Raw genomic sequence first — 20418 nt, forward strand, 5'->3', positions numbered from 1 at the left:
GCAATTCGCGGACTCCTCTATATTGGGGGCAGAGCAAGCAGCTGCTGCCTTACCCTGCTGTGCCGGAGCAGAAGCTCCCAGGCCGGCAGTGAAATGAATACGCTTTCCAGAGGAGGCAAGAGATTTGAACACGAAAAAAATGGGAACGGTGAACCGGATGAAACTGGTGCGGATGAGAGCGGTATGGCTCTGTGCGTTGTGTATCCTGCTATGTGTTCCATTGCTGGCAGGCGGAGGCTATGCCAAGGCTGATCCTGCTGAAACGGGCGGACCTGCCGGGCCTGCTCCGCTCACCGCGAAGCAAATGGCCGCTCTAATGGGCAGAGGCACGAACCTCGGCAACACCTTCGAAGGGAACTGGAACAGCCAGAGCTTCACGGATGTGAAGGCAGCGGTGGATGCTTACATCGCGGCAGGCTTCACCAGCATCCGCATTCCGGTCAACTGGGGCGGACGGGGTAGCAAATATGCTTCGACTGCCGATGCAGCCGGTAATTTCTCAGCCAGCGCACCGAATGTGGCGACTGTGAAGCAACTGGTGGACTATGTGCTGGAGGATGTGAATGTCCAGCGGGCCTGTGAAGGCAAGCCCCCGGTCATCCTGATTATCAATACTCATCATGAGGAATGGGCGATGAATGCGGTGCAGGGGGAGCCGGCTTTTGAAGCGAATATGCAGCGGCTGGAGACGATCTGGTCGGGCATTGCCGCCTTATTCAAGGACGCGCCGGACACGCTGGTGTTCGAGCTGTTCAATGAGCCGCATCTGAGCCTGAACACGGGTGCTGCCGCCAAGGCGAGTGTGATTGAGCTGAACAAAAGGGCCTACGCCGCCATCCGCAGCTACACCTGGAACGGCAGCCAGCCTCATGCCAGCCGTGTGGTGATCTTCGGCGGGTACAATTACAACAGCGGCTGGGGCCTGTACGACACGTACCGTAATCCGCTGGATCTGCCGGGCGAAGGCAACGATCCGTATGTGATGGGCACCTACCATTCGTATTTTCAGAATCTGGCCGATCATCTGAAGCGGGTGGACGATGTGAAGCGGGAATTCGCAGATGTGCATGACATTCCTGTATATCTGGGTGAATTCGGGTACGAGCACCGGGGCGTGATTACGGATACACTGCTTGACGCTTACCGCCAGATTCCGAATAAAGCGATATCGGCACAGTTTGCTGTATCGGTATGGGATGATAATGGCTGGTATCAGGTCTACAACCGGGCGACCGGGCAATTCAATGCACTTAAGGATCAGGTCCTAGACATAGATAACTGATCTCAGGTGCCGGAAATGGGGAAGGAAGATGGGAAATCCGTTAGCGGCCTCCCGGCCGTCAATGTCTGCTGTCCACCGGAAGCAGAGACTGAAGCGTCTGGTCCGCAACCGCTGGCTGTATATCATGCTGCTGCCCGGACTGCTGTACTTTATTATTTTCAAATATATCCCGATGTACGGGGTACTGCTCGCCTTCAAGAACTACCAGCCGTTCCTCGGCTTTCTGGATAGCGAATGGGTCGGGATGAAGCATTTCGACCGCTTCTTCGGCGACCCGCTATTCTGGAAGCTGCTGAAGAATACGTTCGTGCTGGCGGCCTACAATATTCTGTTCTTTTTTCCGCTGCCGATTATTCTGGCCCTGATGCTTAATGAGCTCAGATCGCAGGCGTACAAGAAGACGATTCAGACGCTGGTCTACATCCCGCACTTCATGTCTTGGGTCGTCATTGTCTCGATTGCCTACCTGTTCTTCACCACCGAGGGCGGGCTGGTCAATGAAGCGATTGCGTCCATGGGCGGCGAGAAAATCCAGTTCCTGCTCAGTCCAAGCTGGTTCCGCACCTTCATTACCGGTGAAGTGATGTGGAAGGAGACCGGCTGGGGAACGATTATCTTCCTGGCGGCGCTGGCCGGCGTAGACACACAGCTCTATGAGGCTGCCAAAATCGACGGGGCCGGGCGGGCGCGCCAGCTATGGCATATTACGCTCCCGGCTATCCGTTCCACCATCGTTATTCTGCTGATCCTGCGGCTGGGCAACTTCCTGGATACCGGGTTCGAGCAAATCTTCCTGATGCTGAATCCGCTCAACCGGGAGGTCGGGGAAGTCTTCGACACCTATGTCTACACCACCGGGATCTCCCAGGGAGAGTATAGCTACAGTACCGCTGTCGGATTGTTCAAGTCCGTGGTCGGGCTGGTGCTGGTGTTCGGCTCGAACTTCCTGGCCAAGCGCTTCGGTGAGGAAGGCATTCTCTAAGGCTCACAGCGAAAGGAGGAAGTACCCGTGTTAAAAGAAACATCAATCCCCAGCCGGCTATTCGATCTGTTCAATATCATCGTGCTGGCGGTCATTGCAATCATTACGATTGTTCCGTTCATCTATGTCGTGGCCGGCTCGTTCGCGACCCAGCGGGAGCTGCTGGAAAAAGGGTTTATTCTCTTCCCTACAGAATTCTCACTGGACGCGTACCAATATATTTTCTCCACCAGCACACTGATGCGGAGTCTGGGTATCACTATCTTCATCACTGTGACTGGTACACTGATCAATATTGTCTTGACCTGCCTGATGGCCTATCCGTTATCGCGCAGGGATATGGATTTCCGCTCGCCGATTCAGCTGCTGGTGATCTTCACCATGCTGTTCAGCGGCGGGATGATCCCGACCTTCCTGGTCGTCAAGGAGCTGGGCATGATCGATACGTACTGGTCGCTTCTGCTCCCCGGCGCGATCAGCGCCTTTAATCTGATTATCGTGCGCAGCTTCTTCCAGCAGCTTCCGCCGGATCTGGAGGAGTCGGCCAAAATCGACGGCGCCAGCGACCCCGGCATCCTCATGCGGATCGTCATTCCGCTGTCGCTGCCGGTGCTGGCTACGTTCTCGCTGTTCTACGCGGTCGGACACTGGAACACCTATTTCAGCTCGATTCTCTATATTAATGATTCCACGATGTGGCCTATTCAGGTGCTGCTGCGCCAGATCGTGATGCTGTCACAGGGCGGCAGCCTGGGCGACACCTCTTCGCTGGAGAGCAACTTCGTCCCGCCGGACCAGGCGGTGAAGATGGCTGTGATCGTCGTATCCACCATTCCGATTCTGATCGTCTACCCGTTCCTGCAGAAGCATTTCGCCAAAGGCGCGCTGCTGGGATCGGTGAAGGGCTGAGGTGTGGGAGCTTTAGCACAGCTAAATTGGCTAGGCCTTGGGCTTGAGCTTGAACTTGGGTGAAATGTTGCAATTTTTGCAAAGTTGACTCCTGGACAGTCAGGCGTATAGCAGGAATGTTGCACAAAAGACAACATTATTCCCGCGAAACCGCCGGATAGAGGTGAGATGTTGCCTTTTATGCAACAAATTTGGATTTAGCACGATCTTGTGTGTGAAATGTTGCATTTTGAGCAGGATTTCAAGAAAGTTACTAATTCACAATCAAAGAAGGAGAACTTGAGAAAAACTATAAAAGGCCAGCGTGCGGAGGGGAATTTTGGAACTGTAGGAGCGGTAGCGGCCGGAAGTCCAAACATTCTCTGGAGTCACGCCCTCGCCTTTTATCAGACTCCCAAGTTCGACGTACTCACACCACCACATAGAAGGAGAACAACAAACATGACAACAACCAAAGGGGCAAAAAGCTTCAACAGACTGGCAGCTGCTGCGCTCTCCACAGCGCTGGTGCTGGGCGTATTAGCCGGATGCGGCAGCAACAACAAGGCGGCGGAGAGCGCCACGGGAACAGACAGTGCCGCAGCGCCTGCCGGACCCTACAAAATGTCCATGATGCTGACCAGCTACAACCCGGAGCCGATGGACCCGGAAGGTGAAATCTATAAGAAGCTCGAAGAGCGGACGAACACCGATCTCAAAATCACCTGGGTCCCTTCCACGACCTATTCCGATAAACTCAGCGCGACCATTGCCTCCGGCGAGATGCCAAGTGCGGTGCTTGTGCTGGACCAGAAGCTGCCCTATATCGTCAATTCGGTCCGCTCCGGCATGTTCTGGGAGCTGGGACCTTACCTGAAGGATTATCCGAACCTGAGCCGGATGAACGAGGTTGCGCTGAACGCCATCTCCATTGACGGCAAGGTGTACGGCATCTACAGGGCCCGCGATCTGGCCCGCGACGGTCTGATGCTGCGCAAGGACTGGCTGGACAATCTGGGGCTGCAGGAGCCGAAGACTGTGGATGACTTTTACAAGGTGCTTCAGGCCTTCGTGAAGGATGACCCGGACAAAAACGGCAAGGCGGATACCATCGGTCTGGCCGAGCAGCAGGTGGCTGCGGGCTGGCGGGCGATGCTGACCTGGATGGGCGGGCCGGCGGACTGGGAGATCAAGGACGGCAAGGCGAGCCCGGCGCATCTGAACCCGGCTTTTCTGGAGACGATGAAGTTCTATAAGAAGCTGTACGATGAGAAGCTGATTAACCTCGATTTCGCGGTGGTCAAGGACGGCAAGCAGATGATCAACGCAGGTAAGGCCGGAGCATGGATCGCCAACCTCAATGATGCCAACGGGATTGAAGAAAGTGTACAGAAGGTGACGCCAACCGGTTCAATTACGATGGTTAACGCGCTGGAAGGCCCGGAAGGGCTGCGCAGTCCCGGCGGCTCCGGCTCCTACGGTCTCTTCATGATTCCCAAGACTTCCGTGAAGACGGAGGAGGAACTGAAGGCGGTGCTGAACTTTTTTGACAAGGTGTCGGATGAAGATATGCAGAATATGCTGGTCAACGGTCTGGAAGGCCGCCAGTTCACGCTGGAGAACGGAAATTATGTCAAAACAGCCGATCCCAAGCTGCTGGCGGAATACGGGATGGGCGACTCCTCGCAGCTCGCTGTTCTGAGGGATAAAGTGGTGACCTACGGCAAGCCGCTGGTGCATCTGCGTGATGAGATGTGGACAAAGAATGCGGAGATCGCCGTGGTGAATCCGGTGCAGCCTTTCATTTCCGATACGTACAGCGAACGTGGCTCTGAGCTTAGCAAAATCATTGACGACGCCCGGGTCCGCTTCATTATGGGCGATCTGGACGAGAACGGCTGGAACCAGGCCGTGGCAAAATGGGAGCAGGACGGCGGCGCCAAGGTGATTGAAGAATACACAGCGGCTTACAACAACGCCAACGCCAAATAAGCAGGAATGGAATTCCCCATATGCTAGAATAAAATCAACAACGCAGATTGCGGGGGGAGTTAGTGATGCGGATACGGATATCCAGCTATTTATTGAAGTTAATCCTGTTTACTCTGGTGATCGGTGCCTTTCCGGTGCTGATCCTGGGATGGTATTCCTATCACTACTCCTCCCGGTCAGTGCTGCAGCAGGTGGAGGAACGCAACTCCCAGGTGCTCAGGCAGAGCCAGCTGCGGGTGGAGCAGACGCTGAAGATGATCGATTTCTCCACCACGCAGCTGCTGGGGCTGCCCACGGTAACCAAGGCGATTGCTACGAAGCTGGATATTAAGGATATGGACATGATTCATGAGCTGTACAAAAATCTCTCCTCGATCCAGACCTTCGAGCTCGGCATTAAGGATGTCTATCTGTTCAGTCTGGAACAGGATTGGCTGATTACCAACTCCGGCATGGATGCTTACAGCCAGCCGGGGCTGAAGGAGAAGCTGCGCCCGTTCGCCGGCATGCCAAGCGGCTCGATGTGGCTCAGCGGCAATTCAGCCAGCATCCAGGGAGCGGACGGAATGGTTGAACTGAATCACGCCGTGATGAATATCAAAAAATGGCCGATCAACGCCAGCCGCCCGCGCGGCTTAATCGCGGTGGTGCTGTCGTCCCAGCAGCTCGCTGACCTGATCGGCAATGAGCCCGGGCCGGGCAGTGTGTTCATTCTGGATGAGGATGGCCGGGCGATCACCCATTCCAATCCTTCGCTGCTGGGCAGAGACCTGTCGGCTGAAGGGTATATTGCTGCGATCCGGGAGCGGGAGGACACAGCCGGTGTGTTCAACGGGATGGCCGGGGAGCGTAAAGCCTCCATCTCCTTCCGCAAGTCTGCCTATAACGGCTGGACCTATGTGTCGGTGATTCCGACAGAAGCCGTGACCCGCCAGGCCACCGCCATCGGCCGGACCTCGATCCTGATCAGCCTCGGGGTGCTGGCTGCTACGATGCTGGCGGCGCTGGTCGGCTCACGCCGGATGTACAGTCCGGTGCGACATATCTACCGTTCCCTGCTGCCTGACACCAAAGACCCGCGTCCCAAAAAAGATGAATTCATTGCCATCTCCGACCGCATTCAAGGCATTCTGTCCGACCAGTCCAAGCTCCAGGTGGAGCTGGCGGGCCAGCAGCAGCAGCTGGCAGAGTTCCTGGTCCGCAAGCTGATGCTGGGGGAAGCCAGATTTCAGGGCCTCCCGGAACGCCTGCAGGATTACGGCTACGGGTTCACCGGCCAATGGAGTGTGATGCGGGTACTGCTGGTACAGATAGACCGGCTGGATCACGGCAGGTTTACGGAAGAGGACCGCGATCTGCTGCTGTTCGCGATCAGCAATATTGCCCAGGAGGTCATCCCGGAAGGAGACCGGCTGCCGCCGATTGTCATCCGTGAATCAGTGGTTCTGCTGACCGGCACCAGCTCGCAGTCCGAGGAAGCCTTCAAGGAGGCTGTGTATGCCCGGGCCGCTGAGGTGCAGGCCTCTGTCAAGAGCTATCTGCAATTGCAGACGAGTATCGGCATCAGCCGTTCCTGCCGGGCCTGGACTGAGGTGGGGCGGGGCTATGAGGAGGGCGGGAATGCGCTGAAGTACCGGGCCCGGCTCGGGGAAGAGGTCATTCTGTTCATAGAGGATGTGCAGCCTGCCAGCCGCAAGGAGATCGTCTATCCCAAGCAGCTCGAAGATGAGCTGTCCGAAGCGATCAAGTCGCATGACCGGGAGCAGGCCGGGGTGCTGCTGTCGAGGATCATGAATGCGCTGGCCGGCGAGGAGGCGGACCACCAGGAATATCAGATGTCGCTGGTCCGCTTGCTGATGGACCTGATCCGGCTGCTCCAGGATGCAGGCATCTCCCATCATCTGCTGAATGCCGGGGAGAACTCGCTGTTCGAGGAGCTGCTGGCGATGCACAGCCCCGGCGATATTGAGGCCTGGTTCGGGGAGACCATGGTGTATCCGGCCATAGAGCTGTTGAAGCAGCGGCAGGAGACCCAGTTCACCAGCATCTCGGAAGAGGTGAAGCAATTGATTGCCGAAGCGTTCGATACGGATCTGACGCTGGAGAAATGCTCGGCCCGGCTGAACTATCATCCGCAGTATATCGGCCGGGTGTTCCGCCAGGAGACCGGGATCAGCTTCACCGATTATCTGGCGCAATACCGGCTTACCGTAGCCAAGAGATGGCTGAAGGATACCGATCTGACGATTACCGAAATTGCCATGAAGCTGAAATATAATAACCCGGCGAACTTCATCCGTTATTTCCGCAAAATGGAGGGGATGACACCAGGCCAGTACCGGGCGGGTCTGACGGAATAAAGGGACGGCCGCTGGTAGCGGAAGCCGAACAGGAAAGGTGTGCTTTTCACTTGAATTCAATTACTGCAAGTCAGGACAAGTCTTATGGTGCGTTCCGAAACGGGGGCAGGCAGTATGTCATTACAACGCCCCGGACACCGGCAAGATGGTTTAATTATCTGTTCAACGACACGTATTACACGGAGGTATCCCAGACCGGCCAGGGAGACAGTGTGGCCTTCCGGCCCCGTCACCGTACGATAACAAGGGGCTTCCGCTACTTTTATCTGAAGGATCAGGTTACAGGTGAGGTCTGGTCTCCGCTATATCAGCCGCTTAGGACAGAGCCTGAATTCTATGAATGTATTCATAGTCTGGGAACGACCGAGATCCTCTCGGAAGCGCAGGGGATCAGGTCGTCTGTGCATGTGTTTGTCCCGCGCACAGGACAGCAGGAGATTTGGACGGTTACGCTGCGCAATACCGGCACTGCTCCGAGAGAGCTGTCGCTGTTCAGTGCGTTTGCACTGGAGAATGGGGGTGTGATGGGCAGCCGCTGCCACTTCGATGAAGCCTCGCAGACGGTCTCCAGCTATTCCTTCCCTTATCACGTAACCTATGAGCAGAAAGCCGGATGCGACGACCATACGCACACGGTCTATGTCTACCCGGATGCTCCTGCGGCTTCCTATGATTGCAGCCAGCGGGCCTTCTTCGGCGGCGATGATCTGAATGAGCTGCCCGAAGCAGTGCGCAGGGAAGTGTGCTCGGGCCGGGTGGCCGAGGCGGAGCATCCGCTGGGTGCGTTCCAGCATGCGATGATTCTCCAGCCCGGGGAACAGGCAGTGCGCCATTTCGTGCTGGGCTGTGCCCATTCACTGGAGGATGTCCGCCGCAGCAAGGAGGAGCTTATGAATCAAGGGATTGCGTCCCTGCTCCAGGAGACGGAAGACTATTGGGAGCAGACCTGTGGCAGCTTCCGGGTGGAGACGCCGGATGCGGATGTGAATGCTTTTATGAACCGCTGGCTGCAAAAACAGATCATCATGCAGACCCGCACCAACCGCATGTCCAATTACTGCCCGGTCCGCAACCAGCTTCAGGATGCGCTGGGTTATGCCCTGGTTGATCCGCAAGGCGCGGCCGGGTACATGATCTCGGTGCTGGAAGGGCAGGAGAAGAGCGGCTTCATTCAGCAGTGGATTATGACGGACGGCTCGCCGCCCAAGAATCTGTGTCTGCTGAAGCATACGGACGGGCCGGTGTGGCTGATTATCTGTTTCACCGCACTGCTGAACCAGTCCGGTGACCCGGAGCTGCTGCATCGTAAGATCGGCTTCAAGGACTCTGATGATAGCGCTACCATCTATAAGCATCTGCTGCTGGCTGCGGATTACATGGCCGGTGCAACCGGCGCCCACGGGCTGTGCCTGATGGGTGACGGGGATTGGAATGACCCGATCAACGGGCCGGGCCGGCTGGGACGCGGGGAATCTGCCTGGAATACGATGGCGCTGGTCTACGCGATCCGGGCATTGCTTCCGTTCTGTGAACGGCTGGCCGATACGGCGGCCGTGCAGCGGCTGAATGCCGCCGCTGAGCGGTTGACGGCAGCGGTGAACAGCACCTGCTGGGACGGCGGCTGGTATGTCGCCGGCTTCGACGATGAAGGCCGGGCGTTCGGCACTGCCCGGGATGAAGAGGGCAAGCTGTTCCTGAACACCCAGACCTGGGCGATTATGAGCGGCATTGCCGAGGGGGAGCGGCTGGAGCAGTGTCTGGCGGCCATTGATAGCCTGAACACGCCGTTCGGACCCCGGCTGCTGGAGCCACCGCTTCGCGGCTGGAACCCGCGTTGGGGCCGGATCAGCCTCAAGCTGGCCGGAACGACCGAGAATGGCTCCGTCTATTGCCATGCCTCGATGTTCAAGGCGTTCGCCGACTGCATCGCCGGGCGCGGGCAGGAAGCCTGGGAGACGCTCCGCCGCACGCTGCCGACGAACCCGGATAACCCGCCGGAGCAGAATGGCCAGGTGCCGATTTACGTGCCGAATTATTATTTCGGCCTCGCCGATTCCCCGAACTACGGCAAATCCAGCCATCATGTATCCACCGGAACGGTAGGCTGGATGCTCTGGACCACGCTCGAATATGCGCTGGGGATTCGCGCAACTTTAGACGGACTGGTCATCGATCCCTGCATTCCTGCGGAGTGGCCGGAGTACCGGGTCGAGCGCCGGTTCCGGGAGGCCGTCTACCGGGTTCATGTGCTGAACCCTGAACGGATCAGGCGCGGGACGGTGAAGCTCACGGTAAATGGAGAGGAATGGACCGGGCCAGCGCTTCCTTATGAGGCGGGGAGGGTGTATGAGGTTACGGCTTGCCTGGGGGCATAACGGAGCAGCGGCCGGAAGTCCAAATGTTCACCGGAGTGACGATTGCGCTTTAAGAATACTAGAGATCGGAGTGGAGAAGACATGCTGTTCCCCAAAGATACATTAACGCGCGAAATCAAGGACCTGTCCGGCATCTGGCGCTTCAAGCCGGACCCGGACAACCGGGGCAGGGAGGAGAACTGGCAGACGCAGCCGCTCCGGGACACGATCCCGATGCCGGTTCCGGCCAGCTATAACGATATCACCCAGGATGCGGCGCTGCGTGACCATATCGGTGACGTCTGGTATGAGCAGACGTTTATCGTGCCGCGCTCCTGGTCCGGGGAGCGGATCATGCTTTGGACCGGCAGCGCCTGCCACCATGCCGTGATCTGGGTGAATGGGGAGAAGGTAGCCGCTCATAAGGGCGGGTTCCTGCCTTTTGAAGCAGATATAACTGATAACGTACTGCCCGGACAGGAGAACCGGGTGACGATGGTGGTCAACAATGTGCTGGACTGGCAGACCCTGCCGCCGGGGCGTATCCGCACCTTTGACGATGAGAAGCATCCTGAGGGGTATCGGGTGCAGGAGTATTTCCATGATTTTTTCAACTATGCAGGGATTCACCGGCCTGTGAAGCTGTACCGGACCGCTGCAGCGTATATCCAGGACATTACTGTTACTCCAGATGTGCAGGGGCAGACGGGACTCCTCGGCTATGCAGTTGAAGTCTCTGCGGCTGAAGGTGAGGTCCGGGTGCGGCTGGTGGATGAAGAGGGAATGGAGGTTGCCGCCGGGACGGGACGCTCGGGCACCTTGCGGGTGGAGAATGCGAGATTGTGGAAGCCGCTGAATGCTTATCTGTATACCTTGCATGTCGAGCTTGTTGATGCGGACGGGCAGCTTACGGACCATTATCCGCTCCAGACCGGAATACGCACCGTGAAGGTGGAAGGGACACGGTTCCTGATCAACGGCGAGCCGTTCTACTTCAAGGGGTTCGGGAAGCACGAAGACAGCGATATCCGCGGCAAAGGGCTGGACCATGCGGTCAACGTGAAGGATTTCAACCTGCTCCGCTGGATCAACGCCAACTCCTTCCGCACCTCCCACTATCCGTATGCCGAAGAGCTGCTGGAACTGGCGGACCGTGAGGGCATCGTGGTCATTGGGGAAGTACCCGCCGTGGGCTTCACGTTCTTCAATTATAACGACAAGGTGTATACGCCGGATCAGGCGAATGACGAGACACTGGCTCATCATCAGGATGTTCTCAGTGACCTGATTGCCCGGGACAAAAACCATCCTTCCGTGGTCATGTGGAGCCTGGCCAATGAAGCATCCACCTTCCAGGACGAGGCGGTGCCGTATTTCCGGCAGTTAGCCGACACCACCCGCCGGCTGGACCCGCAGCGCCCGATCACCATCGTGCAGTGGCCGCTGCCGGACAAGTGTAAGGTGGCGCAGTTTTTTGACGTCATCTGTGTGAACCGTTATTACTCCTGGTATCAGGACCCGGGTGCGCTGGAGCTGGTGGAGCATCAGGTGGAGTGGGAGCTGACGAACTGGTACCGCCGCTTCGGCAAGCCGGTAATCATGACGGAGTACGGGGCGGACGCCATCGCCGGCTTCCATCAGGACCCGCCGGTCATGTTCACCGAGGAGTATCAGCAGGAGCTGCTGACCCGGTATCACAATGTGTTTGACCGGCTGGATTTTGTGATTGGGGAGCATGTATGGGCCTTTGCCGATTTTGCCACCAAGCAGGGGATTACCCGCATTAACGGTAACAAAAAAGGCGTATTCACCCGCCAACGCCAGCCCAAAGCCGCCGCCCGGATGCTCCGCAGCCGCTGGGGAGCGATGGGGGAGTATCCGGGGAAGGGATGAGACAGTACCCGCCAGGGGGGCTGGGTGAGACGCATACTAGAACTCCCGGGAGCCAAGGAAATGGCGGGAAGCTTGGTGCTAAGGAATTGTGCGTTGGAAGGTAAGAGTTGGATTTTGGGCACTTGCTGATGAACGAACGCCCCTTACAGGAACAGTAGTTGGATAAACAACACTTAAATTAGCTCATATTGCCAAAAGGAGCGAGAAGTAATAGTAGTAGTTGCTCTTTTTCCACTTGCTTCGGGAGATTCCCGGGTATGTGAGAAATTAAGATACGTTTGTCCAATTGTTTGTTGCAGTGGGGGTTATCACCTGCTGTCTCCTTTTCGCGAGAGCAACCTGACAGAATCATTCAGGTTGCTCTCTTTTTATATTATGGAGAGAATAATAGTAATAGACTGGAAATACTTTATTAAGCTAACATATGGATAAAAGGAAGATCGTGGAGACATGGAGGAGTGGAACATGAATGTGGAAGTGTATACGCTAAATGCGTTTGCCAAAGGGGAGCGTGGCGGTAATCCGGCAGGCGTTGTTTTGGAGGATGGCCTTTCTCTGGATGCTGCCCAAATGCAGCTCATAGCGAAGGAATTGGGCTTTTCGGAGACAGCCTTTATGGAAAAATCCCTGCTTGCGGATTACAAAATCCGTTATTTCACCCCCGCGAGCGAGGTTGATCTGTGTGGTCACGCCACGATTGCTGCGTTTGGACTACTGCATTCGCTGGGTTTTTCAAAAGAAGGGACCTCCTATTCAATAGAAACCAAGGCAGGGATTCTGGATGTCGAGATTAGCTCCGGGGGTCTGGTGTACTTGTCACAGGCTTTACCACAATTTCTTGATAAGTTATCCTGTGAGGAAATCGCCCCATCTTTGAGGCTGGATGCCGGGGAACTACAAACCGGGTTGCCCATCCAGATTGTTTCGACAGGCCTGCGGGACATTATGATCCCGATCCGCAGCAGGAAGCTCTTGAATGAGATTCAGCCGGATTTTGAGGCCATAACCGCCATCAGCGAAAAATATGCTGTGGTTGGATATCATCTGTTCACGATGGATACTCCAGACGATGCTGCTGCGGAATGCCGGAATTTTGCGCCGCTGTACGATATTCCCGAGGAGAGCGCGACAGGAACATCCAACGGTGCCCTGCTCAGCTATCTGTACCAACACGGCCAACGATCTTTGCGCGAAGTAGAGAATGTTGTGTTCAGGCAAGGGTATTCGATGGATTGTCCCTCAGAAATTAAGGCAGGATTGCGCCTCAGCGAGAGCGGTGAAATCAATCAGGTTCGGGTCGGTGGTGCAGTGGCTGGAATCGAACGAAGACTTATCCTGATATAAACGGAATCCAAAACTTATTAGCCAGCAATTTGTGTTTATCATGACTATCAAATCTACTCTAAAAGGAGATTACCCATGAAGCTGCTGCTGGAGGATTACGAGGGAATCAGACGCTGGATGTACCGCAATGCCCGTCCGCTGGACCTGGCGCGGTGGAGATTTCATTTGGAGGGCGGCGAGGCTGCGCCGGTACTGGAAGCGCTATCCGCTTACCAGAATGAGGACGGCGGCTTCGGCCATGCGCTGGAGGCGGACGCCTGGAATCCGCATTCCACGCCCATCCAGACCGCTACGGCGGTGGAGCGGCTGCTGGAGCTGGAATTCACAGATGCTGAGCATCCGCTGGTGCAGGGAATCCTGACCTACCTGGATAGCGGGGCGGATATGGATGGCCGCACGTGGAGGAATGTCGTAGCTTCCAATAACGATTACCCCCATGCACCCTGGTGGCATACGGAGGCGGATAGTACGTCCCGCAGCATATACAATCCGACAGCCATTCTGGCCGGATTCATCCTGAAGTATGCTCAGAGAGATAGCGGACTGTATGGGGCCGGGATGGGGATTGCCCGTGAGCTGACGGAGCTTTTCCTGCATGATCCTAATCTTGAGATGCATCCGCTGAAATGCGTGGCCACCCTGCTGGAATGTATCGCCTGGGCGAAATTGCAGGAGGAGTTCCCTTATGCTGCGCTGAGAGAAGCGCTTAAGGTACAGAGTGTGCAGTTAATCAGCCGGGATGCGGGAGCATGGAACGGGTATAGCTGCAGGCCGTCCGTGTTCATTCATTCGCCGCACAGTCCCGAATACGCGGAGCTTGGCGGGCTGCTGCATCAGGAGCTGGATTATCTGCTGGAGACCCGGAATTCCGCTGGAATCTGGAACCTGACCTGGAGCTGGGCGGGGTTTGAACAGGAATTTGCCGTCAGTGAGAACTGGTGGAAAGCGCATATTGTCATTGAGAACCTGCGTCTGCTGCGGGCGTTCGGGCGGATGGCGGAGCTGTCATAGGAACGATTTTACCGTTACAAAAGCTGATGCAGCGCATAGTCAAGCCACAGCTCTCCGGATAGAGGGGCTGTGGCTTGATTGCGTGCACCCGGCTGAGGCCGTTACTGTGCGCTGTCCTTCTGAATGTATTCCCGTTCATATATCGTCCGGACATTCTTCAGAATGGTGCTGCTGTGCTCAGAGAACTTGAGCGGCGTGACCCGGTTCTTGTGCAGGAACACCCCGGATTTGCCGCTGTGTTCACCGAGGGCCGCCTGATACAGCAAGCCTGCACCATGGGCAGGACCCGGGAAGAACATGCGTGTAATCGGCCGCAGCCAGAAGGGGATGCCCGATTTTTTGCCGCTGCGCAGGGTGTTATTGCCTCCGGGATCGGCACTTCGGATCAGAATGCCTTCGGCTGCAAGCGCCGGGGCCACCGCCTCCGTCCACAGGGACATGGCGCGCTTGGTGTCGGCATACGGGCCGGTCAGCATCTGGAATTTCGCCGGGTGCTCCAGAGAAGCCGGGTCGAAGCTGCGCTTCATCATAAACGCGTTGGAGGACGTATTCACCACCGTGCGCAGAGTACCGTTCAGCAGCAGCGGCTTCAGCTCCAGTGTAATGATGTATGGAACAACCGTCTGCAGCTCATAATGCAGCTCACGCCCTTGCTTGGACAGGAGCAGCTCGGGGAAGCTGCCGCCGGCATTATTAAACAGGATGTCAAGCTGCGCTTCATGGCTCTTGATGTCCCGCAGGGCACTCCTTAATTGGCCAAAATCGCTTAAATCCGCCTTATAGATCCGCAGCTGTCGGCTGCCGAGCGCCTTATGGACGAGCGAATCATCTTCAGCAAAAGCAGAGCGGATCAGGGCAATAACCTCCCAGCCTTCGTCCAGAAGTCTATGGGTCAGGGCCAGCCCAATGCCGTGATTGGCTCCGGTGATTAGCGCGGTGTGCGGGGGATGTGACAGTTTCATTTGGATAGCTCCTTTACATATGAATGTGTGAATGGTGCTCATTGTATAACTTGGAGCCGACTCCAAGTCAAGTGCTGAAATGTGTCATTGACTTGGAGCTGGCTCCAAGTTGTACAATGGAATGGAGGATATTGATGAGACAATCAAAGGGAGTGATTCTATGAGTCTGGCGGAAGCGGATCTCCAGCAGGGATATTCGATCAAGGAAACGGCGGAGCGGACCGGTATGTCGGAGGATACGATACGGTATTACGAGAAGATCGGGCTGCTGCCCCGGGCGAAGCGCAAGGGAAACAGCCACCGCATCTATAGCGATTCGGACTTGAACCGGATGCTGCTGATTACATGCCTCAAAAAAACAGGAATGTCACTGGACGACATGCGGCCGTATTTGCACTTGTCCATGGATGCTGATCTGTCGGATTATCCAGAGCTGCAAGAGATGATTCTGAATCACCGGAAGAAGATTATCGAGCAGATCGCTTCGCTGCAGCAGATTGTTGACTTCATAGATGTCAAAATCGATCAGGGTAATCTGGGCCCGCAGGCCTGTGAGCTGACCGGAGACCGCAAGCAGATGCCAAAGGGACGTAAAGTCAAAGCTACAGTGTGAGATTCAATGAGAGGCAGGGGGAATTCAGCTATGCCGCAGATCATTTATTCACCGTCCAAATATATCCAAGGCAACGGAGAGATCGCGAGACTGGGCGCTTATTGCCGGGAGACGGGTGCCAGAGGGGCCTATGTTCTGGTAGACCCGTATATTCTCTCCAACTATGAGCAGGAGATCAGAAGCAGCTTCGAAGCGGAGCAGGTTATGCTGAGTCTGCGGGAATTCCGGGGCGAATGCACTCAGGTGCAGGCGGAGCAGATAGCGGCGGAGATGGACCGGGCCGGCACCGACATGATTGTAGGCATCGGCGGCGGCAAAACACTGGATATGGCTAAGGCGGCCAGCCATTTCAGCAGCCTGCCGGTGATGCTAGTGCCGACCGTTGCTTCAACAGACGCCCCGTGCAGCGCTCTGGCCGTTCTCTATCAGGATTCGGGCAGCTTCGACCGGTATTTGCTGCTGCGGCGCAGCCCGGATCTGGTCGTCGCCGATGTGGCGGTGATTGCCGGTGCGCCGGTAAGATTGCTGGCTGCCGGAATGGGCGACGCCCTGTCCACCTATTATGAGGCGCGGGCCTGCCGCAGAGCGGGAGCGGTGACTAGCAGCGGAGGGACGGGAACGCTGGCCGCCCTGGCCTTGGCCCGCACTTGCCTGGATACGCTGCTGACGGACGGTCAGCAGGCGCTGGAGGATGTCAGGGCAGGGCGTGTCACCGCCGCCGTGGAGCATATCGTTGAAGCCAATATCTATCTCAGCGGCATCGGCTTCGAGAGCGGTGGTCTGGCGGCGGCCCACGCCATTCACAACGGCCTGACGCTGCTGGAGGAATGCCGGGGTGTGCTGCACGGGGAGAAGGTGGCTTTTGCCACAATGGTGCAGTTGATTCTGGAAGGCGCGCCAGAGGAGGAGATCTGTGAAGCGGCGGAATTCTGCCGGATGGCCGGACTTCCGGTGACACTGGGAGAGCTGGGGCTGGACGGTGCGGATCATCAGCGGCTGATGGTTGCCGCCGAAGCCAGCTGCACCCTGGATGACACTCCCATGAATAATATGCCGTTTCCGGTGACACCGCAGCAGGTGCTGGCGGCCATGCTTGAAGCGGACCGCCGGGGAGCCGGGCTGGCTTCCTGCTAAGAATGGCGGGCGAAGCCGCTCTGCCCGTCATTGTTAATTTTTGAGAAACCACATCGTACATATTTCACCTTCGGGAGCCAAACAATGAGAACAATTGTTGAATCGCGAAGGAGGTCCTATAAATGGAGAGACGTAGTCCCAGATGGAAGCTTATACTTCTGTATCCGCTAACGGCGATGATAATGCTTACTGTGCTGATCCCGTCAGCCCCGCAAACGGTTCATGCCGTACCTGCGGACGGCAACGGTCCGGTCACCCGGGAAGAAGGGGAGCAGAAGCAGCCCGCCCGTGTGGCGGTCATTATCGATGATTTCGGCAATGACATGCGCGGGACCGATGAGATGTTCAAGCTGCCGGTCAAGATTACCGTGGCGGTGATGCCGTTCCTGCGCTCCAGCGAGCAGGATGCCCGGCGTGCGCATGAGCTTGGCTTCGATGTGCTGGTCCATCTGCCGATGGAGCCGCGGCAGGGCAAGCCGGAATGGCTGGGACCGGGCGCGGTGCTGACGAGTATGAGTGATGCCGAGATCCGCAAGCGGGTAGAGGAAGCGCTGGATAACGTGCCTTTCGCGATCGGGATCAACAATCACATGGGCTCGAAGGTGACCGGTGACGAGCGTGTTATGGGCATTGTGCTTACCGTCTGTAAGGAGCGCGGGCTGTTCTTTGTAGACAGCCACACCAACTACCGATCAGTTGCTGGCCGGATGGCCCGGGAGCTGGGTCTGCCGCCGGTGGAGAACCATATTTTCCTGGATGATGTGCATTCGGCTGGCCATGTCGCCAAGCAGATGAAGCTGGTGCAGGAACGCGCGCTGAACCAGCGGTATTGCGTAACCATCGGCCATGTCGGCATCCAGGGCAAAGAGACCGCAGCGGGTATCCGCAGCGGCATTGCCGGAATGAAGGACAAGGTGCAATTTGTCGGCATCTCTGACCTGGTAAGGGACGAATGGAAATGGAACTCCCGGCTTACACTTCCATAAGATAAGCGGCAATGCCGTTCGCCACCGCTTCGGCAATCTCCTCCTGGCCCTTCGGTGTACAGAGCTTCGCCCGGTCAGCCGGACTGCTGATGAATCCCGCCTCAACGATTACTGTTGTGGCGGTTATTTTGTTGAGCAGATAGAAGGGCTTGCCCGGCACCGGAGCGGTCTTCATCCCGTAGAGCCGGTTCAACTGGTCCTGAATCGTCTTCGCCAGCAGGAAGCTGCGTCCTTCCTGGCGGTACAGGACGAGCGGACCATGCTTGGCCGGGGACTTCGCCCAATTGATATGAATGCTGACCACGACATTCGCCGGAAGCGTCTCGGCCAGCTCCTTGCGCTGGGCCAGATCGCGCAGATGCCGTGATCTGCTGCGCAGCCACAGGTTCTCATCGCTGGGCGCATAGTCGCCGGTCCGGTTCAGGATCGCGTCGAAGCCGTCAGCACGCAGCAGCAGAAAGAGGCGGCGGGAGATGGCCAGGGTGATGTCCTTCTCCAGAATATCCCCGTATGACGTCCCGCCGTCAATGCCCCCGTGTCCGGCATCGATCAGAATAATCCGCTGGTCATGTCCGAGCATATGCTGGCGGTCATGGGGCTGACCTGCGGGTAAGTTTGCTCCTGGTGTGGCTGCGTAACTGTTCCCGGCGGCACCTGTCAGCAACAGGAGAATCAGTGCTGACGAGGCAATAATCCGCTGTGCTCGGGGCAGCCTCTGCCGGAGAAGGGCTCTGGTCTGCCCGCTTGGGCCGGGCTGCTCTAAGCGTTCTGCAATATGCTGATCTGATATATCCATGGTTCTCATGTGAAATCCTCCCTGGCAGTTGTCAACAGCTTCTTATTAGGGGTGGCCTGCACTCCGTTGGCAGCATAGCAATGACCGCCCATCGGATACGGGTAATCTCTGTTAGATTGTGCCTTAACAGCCAAACCTATACGAAGGGTAGGGCAACGGTTTAGAGAATGGGAGTTTGGCACACACTATAGGCATAAGGGCAGCAGCGGGAGCCCGCTGTACGCTGACATGGGAGGTGTTCATTATGGCATCCGGCGGAGATGATCTGGTGAAGTACATTACGGAGAAGGTTGTCGTGTATATTGAGAACCCGCGTGCTGTGCACGCCAGACGGAAGGCAGAGAAGCAGCCATGGGCGGAAAAATGGTTCGGCACCCTGCCGCTCGCCTGGTCCGTCTGGCGCAGCAAGTGGAGCCGGGACGGAGACAGCAAGGAGTGAGCAGGGCTTCAGTTTCACTAAACAGCAAACAGCCTTCCCAAGCGCCGATTAAACGGCACCCGGGAAGGCTGTTTCAGTATGCGGCGGTTCAACTTGCCAATCTGCCGGCTGGCCGCTGGCCGGAGAGCGGCAACCCTGCGCGTCTACCGGCTTGAACCGGGCGAAGGAGCCGAGCCCAGCACGGCTTCTCCCGGCAGCGGCGCAGGCGGTTCATGGAAGGTTCCGGCGTGCTGGAGTGCGCCCAGCGGCAGGAAGCGCAGCCCGCCTGGACCGGCGGCGGCATAGACCACGGCGGGTTCATTGCCGGCTGAGCCTCCGGCCGCATCGGCCTTCAGCCAGCGCTGGCTGCCGGTAATCATGAACGGTGCACCCAGCGCATCGTTGTGTCCGGCTGACTGGAAGGCGAGGCTGCCCCGCTGCTGAAGCAAGGCGGTCAGGCTTGCTTCATTTATATTCTTCAGTGCAGGTGCAGTCAGCCACAGCAGATCGGCATACGGATCATCCTGTCCGCCGCCGAGAAGGGCGGGCAGGGGAGCGCGTAACTGATCCGCCTTGGAGGATAGTACGGCTGTGCTGTCGGGCAGCACGCTCAGAATCCGTTCAGCCTCCTTGGAGGTCCAGGGCAGCACCTCCGGGACAGAGGCATTAAGATACACTGTTTGGTGCCCAATTGTCAGTTCCCAGACCGGCAACAATGGAGCATAGAGCGCTTTAAGCTTGATTGTACCTGAAGAAGTAGCTGGAATAAGTCCTTGCTGCACCAGATACTGGCGCAGTTCGTTCATACTGTAGGGAAGGCCGTCTGTTCCGGCTCCATATTCACTGAGCAGATAGCTGCCATTGTCCGCCGCAGAAATAATGAGATAGCCGATCCGTTGTCCGCCGTCCATCACATTAACCAGCCAGCTGCGCGTCCCCGGACCCAGCGGATAGACCTCGGTTGCGGCATCCTTCCATTCCTTAAAAGGAGCATTAGCCGACAACTGCCCGATCATCTGCTGTGTAAAAGCCTTCAGCGTCTCCGGCGCCGGAACCGGCTTCATGGCCAGTGCCGGAAGCGCCTCCTGCATGACAGCCTGGGTCACAGTAGCACGGCCTGCCTGAGAGGCGTGCACAGCGGGAGAGGCGGTGCTTGCAGCCAGCAGAGACAGTGCGGGCGCCAGGCAGAGGAGCAGGCGGCCCAGCCGCCGGAGCGCCCTCTGCTGCCTTGCATAGTTCTTCATAGATTCGTTCACCTTTCCTGTTCCAAAGGTTAGCGGAAAGCGCCAAGCCCGGAGTTCCCTGCTGCAGAATCCGGCCCGGCTTCCGTTTCATACTGTAATTGTAGGGGACAAGCCCTGAAAAGGCTGTTGCTTGCTGTCGCGGCGGGCGGCGGGAATTTC

Annotated in this window: 16 protein-coding genes; 13 read left to right on the top strand and 3 right to left on the bottom strand. The window is 57.1% G+C overall.

All coding sequences use genetic code 11. The annotated features are described in order from the left end of the window. Positions 1 to 124: 124 nt before the first annotated feature. From MHI24_RS27395 to MHI24_RS27435, 9 genes are all read left to right on the top strand, one after another. On the top strand, positions 125 to 1282 hold the full coding sequence (locus MHI24_RS27395) for a cellulase family glycosylhydrolase (protein ID WP_340022696.1): 1158 nt from the start codon (positions 125 to 127) through the stop codon (positions 1280 to 1282). Between the two features lie 61 nt (positions 1283 to 1343). Next, on the top strand, positions 1344 to 2264 hold the full coding sequence (locus tag MHI24_RS27400) for a sugar ABC transporter permease (RefSeq protein ID WP_340026814.1): 921 nt from the start codon (positions 1344 to 1346) through the stop codon (positions 2262 to 2264). Between the two features lie 27 nt (positions 2265 to 2291). Next, positions 2292 to 3173, top strand: a complete 882-nt coding sequence (locus MHI24_RS27405) for a carbohydrate ABC transporter permease (RefSeq protein WP_340022697.1) — start codon at positions 2292 to 2294, stop codon at positions 3171 to 3173. A 441-nt stretch (positions 3174 to 3614) separates the two neighbouring features. Beyond that, positions 3615 to 5144 carry an extracellular solute-binding protein gene (locus tag MHI24_RS27410; RefSeq protein ID WP_340022698.1) on the top strand — a complete coding sequence of 510 codons (1530 nt, stop codon included), beginning with the start codon at positions 3615 to 3617 and terminating at the stop codon, positions 5142 to 5144. A gap of 65 nt (positions 5145 to 5209) precedes the next feature. After that, on the top strand, positions 5210 to 7504 hold the full coding sequence (locus MHI24_RS27415; protein ID WP_340022699.1) for an AraC family transcriptional regulator: 2295 nt from the start codon (positions 5210 to 5212) through the stop codon (positions 7502 to 7504). A 50-nt stretch (positions 7505 to 7554) separates the two neighbouring features. Continuing rightward, a complete protein-coding gene (locus MHI24_RS27420) occupies positions 7555 to 9879 on the top strand; it encodes a hypothetical protein (RefSeq protein ID WP_340022700.1) in 2325 nt (774 codons plus the stop codon). 81 nt (positions 9880 to 9960) lie between these two features. Continuing rightward, positions 9961 to 11751: a beta-glucuronidase gene (uidA, locus tag MHI24_RS27425; protein WP_340022701.1), complete on the top strand. Its 1791-nt coding sequence runs from the start codon at positions 9961 to 9963 to the stop codon at positions 11749 to 11751. Between the two features lie 465 nt (positions 11752 to 12216). Next, complete coding sequence (locus tag MHI24_RS27430) at positions 12217 to 13095, top strand: PhzF family phenazine biosynthesis protein (protein WP_340022702.1); 879 nt, start codon at positions 12217 to 12219, stop codon at positions 13093 to 13095. Between the two features lie 75 nt (positions 13096 to 13170). Then, complete coding sequence (locus tag MHI24_RS27435; RefSeq protein ID WP_340022703.1) at positions 13171 to 14106, top strand: hypothetical protein; 936 nt, start codon at positions 13171 to 13173, stop codon at positions 14104 to 14106. Between the two features lie 101 nt (positions 14107 to 14207). Here MHI24_RS27435 and MHI24_RS27440 read toward each other — a convergent pair whose 3' ends face one another. Continuing rightward, positions 14208 to 15068: an SDR family NAD(P)-dependent oxidoreductase gene (locus tag MHI24_RS27440; protein WP_340022704.1), complete on the bottom strand. Its 861-nt coding sequence runs from the start codon at positions 15066 to 15068 to the stop codon at positions 14208 to 14210. A 160-nt stretch (positions 15069 to 15228) separates the two neighbouring features. Between MHI24_RS27440 and MHI24_RS27445 the strand changes: the two genes are divergently transcribed. The 3 genes from MHI24_RS27445 (at position 15229) to MHI24_RS27455 (ending at position 17801) form a co-directional block, all read left to right on the top strand. After that, complete coding sequence (locus tag MHI24_RS27445; RefSeq protein WP_340022705.1) at positions 15229 to 15681, top strand: MerR family transcriptional regulator; 453 nt, start codon at positions 15229 to 15231, stop codon at positions 15679 to 15681. Positions 15682 to 15711: 30 nt separating this feature from the next. Further along, positions 15712 to 16815 carry a glycerol dehydrogenase gene (locus MHI24_RS27450; protein WP_340022706.1) on the top strand — a complete coding sequence of 368 codons (1104 nt, stop codon included), beginning with the start codon at positions 15712 to 15714 and terminating at the stop codon, positions 16813 to 16815. 122 nt (positions 16816 to 16937) lie between these two features. Continuing rightward, on the top strand, positions 16938 to 17801 hold the full coding sequence (locus tag MHI24_RS27455; protein ID WP_340022707.1) for a divergent polysaccharide deacetylase family protein: 864 nt from the start codon (positions 16938 to 16940) through the stop codon (positions 17799 to 17801). On the opposite strand, the gene MHI24_RS27460 is transcribed toward MHI24_RS27455, so the two are convergent. Then, entirely contained in the window at positions 17788 to 18606 is an 819-nt protein-coding gene (locus MHI24_RS27460) for an N-acetylmuramoyl-L-alanine amidase (protein ID WP_340022708.1), read from the bottom strand. The two genes, MHI24_RS27455 and MHI24_RS27460, sit on opposite strands and share 14 nt — an antisense overlap. A gap of 235 nt (positions 18607 to 18841) precedes the next feature. Here MHI24_RS27460 and MHI24_RS27465 point away from each other — a divergent pair, with 235 nt between their 5' ends. Further along, positions 18842 to 19036 (top strand): YqzE family protein, encoded by a 195-nt coding sequence (locus MHI24_RS27465; RefSeq protein WP_340022709.1) that lies wholly within the window; start codon positions 18842 to 18844, stop codon positions 19034 to 19036. Between the two features lie 143 nt (positions 19037 to 19179). Here MHI24_RS27465 and MHI24_RS27470 read toward each other — a convergent pair whose 3' ends face one another. Further along, entirely contained in the window at positions 19180 to 20259 is a 1080-nt protein-coding gene (locus MHI24_RS27470) for a hypothetical protein (RefSeq protein ID WP_340022710.1), read from the bottom strand. Positions 20260 to 20418 lie beyond the last annotated feature (159 nt).

Origin of the sequence: Paenibacillus sp. FSL K6-1096 (assembly GCF_037977055.1) — a bacterium.
Classification (GTDB): domain Bacteria; phylum Bacillota; class Bacilli; order Paenibacillales; family Paenibacillaceae; genus Paenibacillus_AQ.

Coding starts and splice junctions, on each gene's coding strand:
- MHI24_RS27410 (WP_340022698.1), top strand. CDS start 3,615: ATGACAACAACCAAAGGGGCAAAAAGCTTCAACAGACTGGCAGCTGCT.
- MHI24_RS27440 (WP_340022704.1), bottom strand. CDS start 15,068: ATGAAACTGTCACATCCCCCGCACACCGCGCTAATCACCGGAGCCAAT.
- MHI24_RS27460 (WP_340022708.1), bottom strand. CDS start 18,606: ATGAGAACCATGGATATATCAGATCAGCATATTGCAGAACGCTTAGAG.
- MHI24_RS27450 (WP_340022706.1), top strand. CDS start 15,712: ATGCCGCAGATCATTTATTCACCGTCCAAATATATCCAAGGCAACGGA.
- MHI24_RS27465 (WP_340022709.1), top strand. CDS start 18,842: ATGGCATCCGGCGGAGATGATCTGGTGAAGTACATTACGGAGAAGGTT.
- MHI24_RS27455 (WP_340022707.1), top strand. CDS start 16,938: ATGGAGAGACGTAGTCCCAGATGGAAGCTTATACTTCTGTATCCGCTA.
- MHI24_RS27470 (WP_340022710.1), bottom strand. CDS start 20,259: ATGAAGAACTATGCAAGGCAGCAGAGGGCGCTCCGGCGGCTGGGCCGC.
- MHI24_RS27430 (WP_340022702.1), top strand. CDS start 12,217: ATGAATGTGGAAGTGTATACGCTAAATGCGTTTGCCAAAGGGGAGCGT.
- MHI24_RS27435 (WP_340022703.1), top strand. CDS start 13,171: ATGAAGCTGCTGCTGGAGGATTACGAGGGAATCAGACGCTGGATGTAC.
- uidA (WP_340022701.1), top strand. CDS start 9,961: ATGCTGTTCCCCAAAGATACATTAACGCGCGAAATCAAGGACCTGTCC.
- MHI24_RS27445 (WP_340022705.1), top strand. CDS start 15,229: ATGAGTCTGGCGGAAGCGGATCTCCAGCAGGGATATTCGATCAAGGAA.
- MHI24_RS27415 (WP_340022699.1), top strand. CDS start 5,210: ATGCGGATACGGATATCCAGCTATTTATTGAAGTTAATCCTGTTTACT.
- MHI24_RS27400 (WP_340026814.1), top strand. CDS start 1,344: ATGTCTGCTGTCCACCGGAAGCAGAGACTGAAGCGTCTGGTCCGCAAC.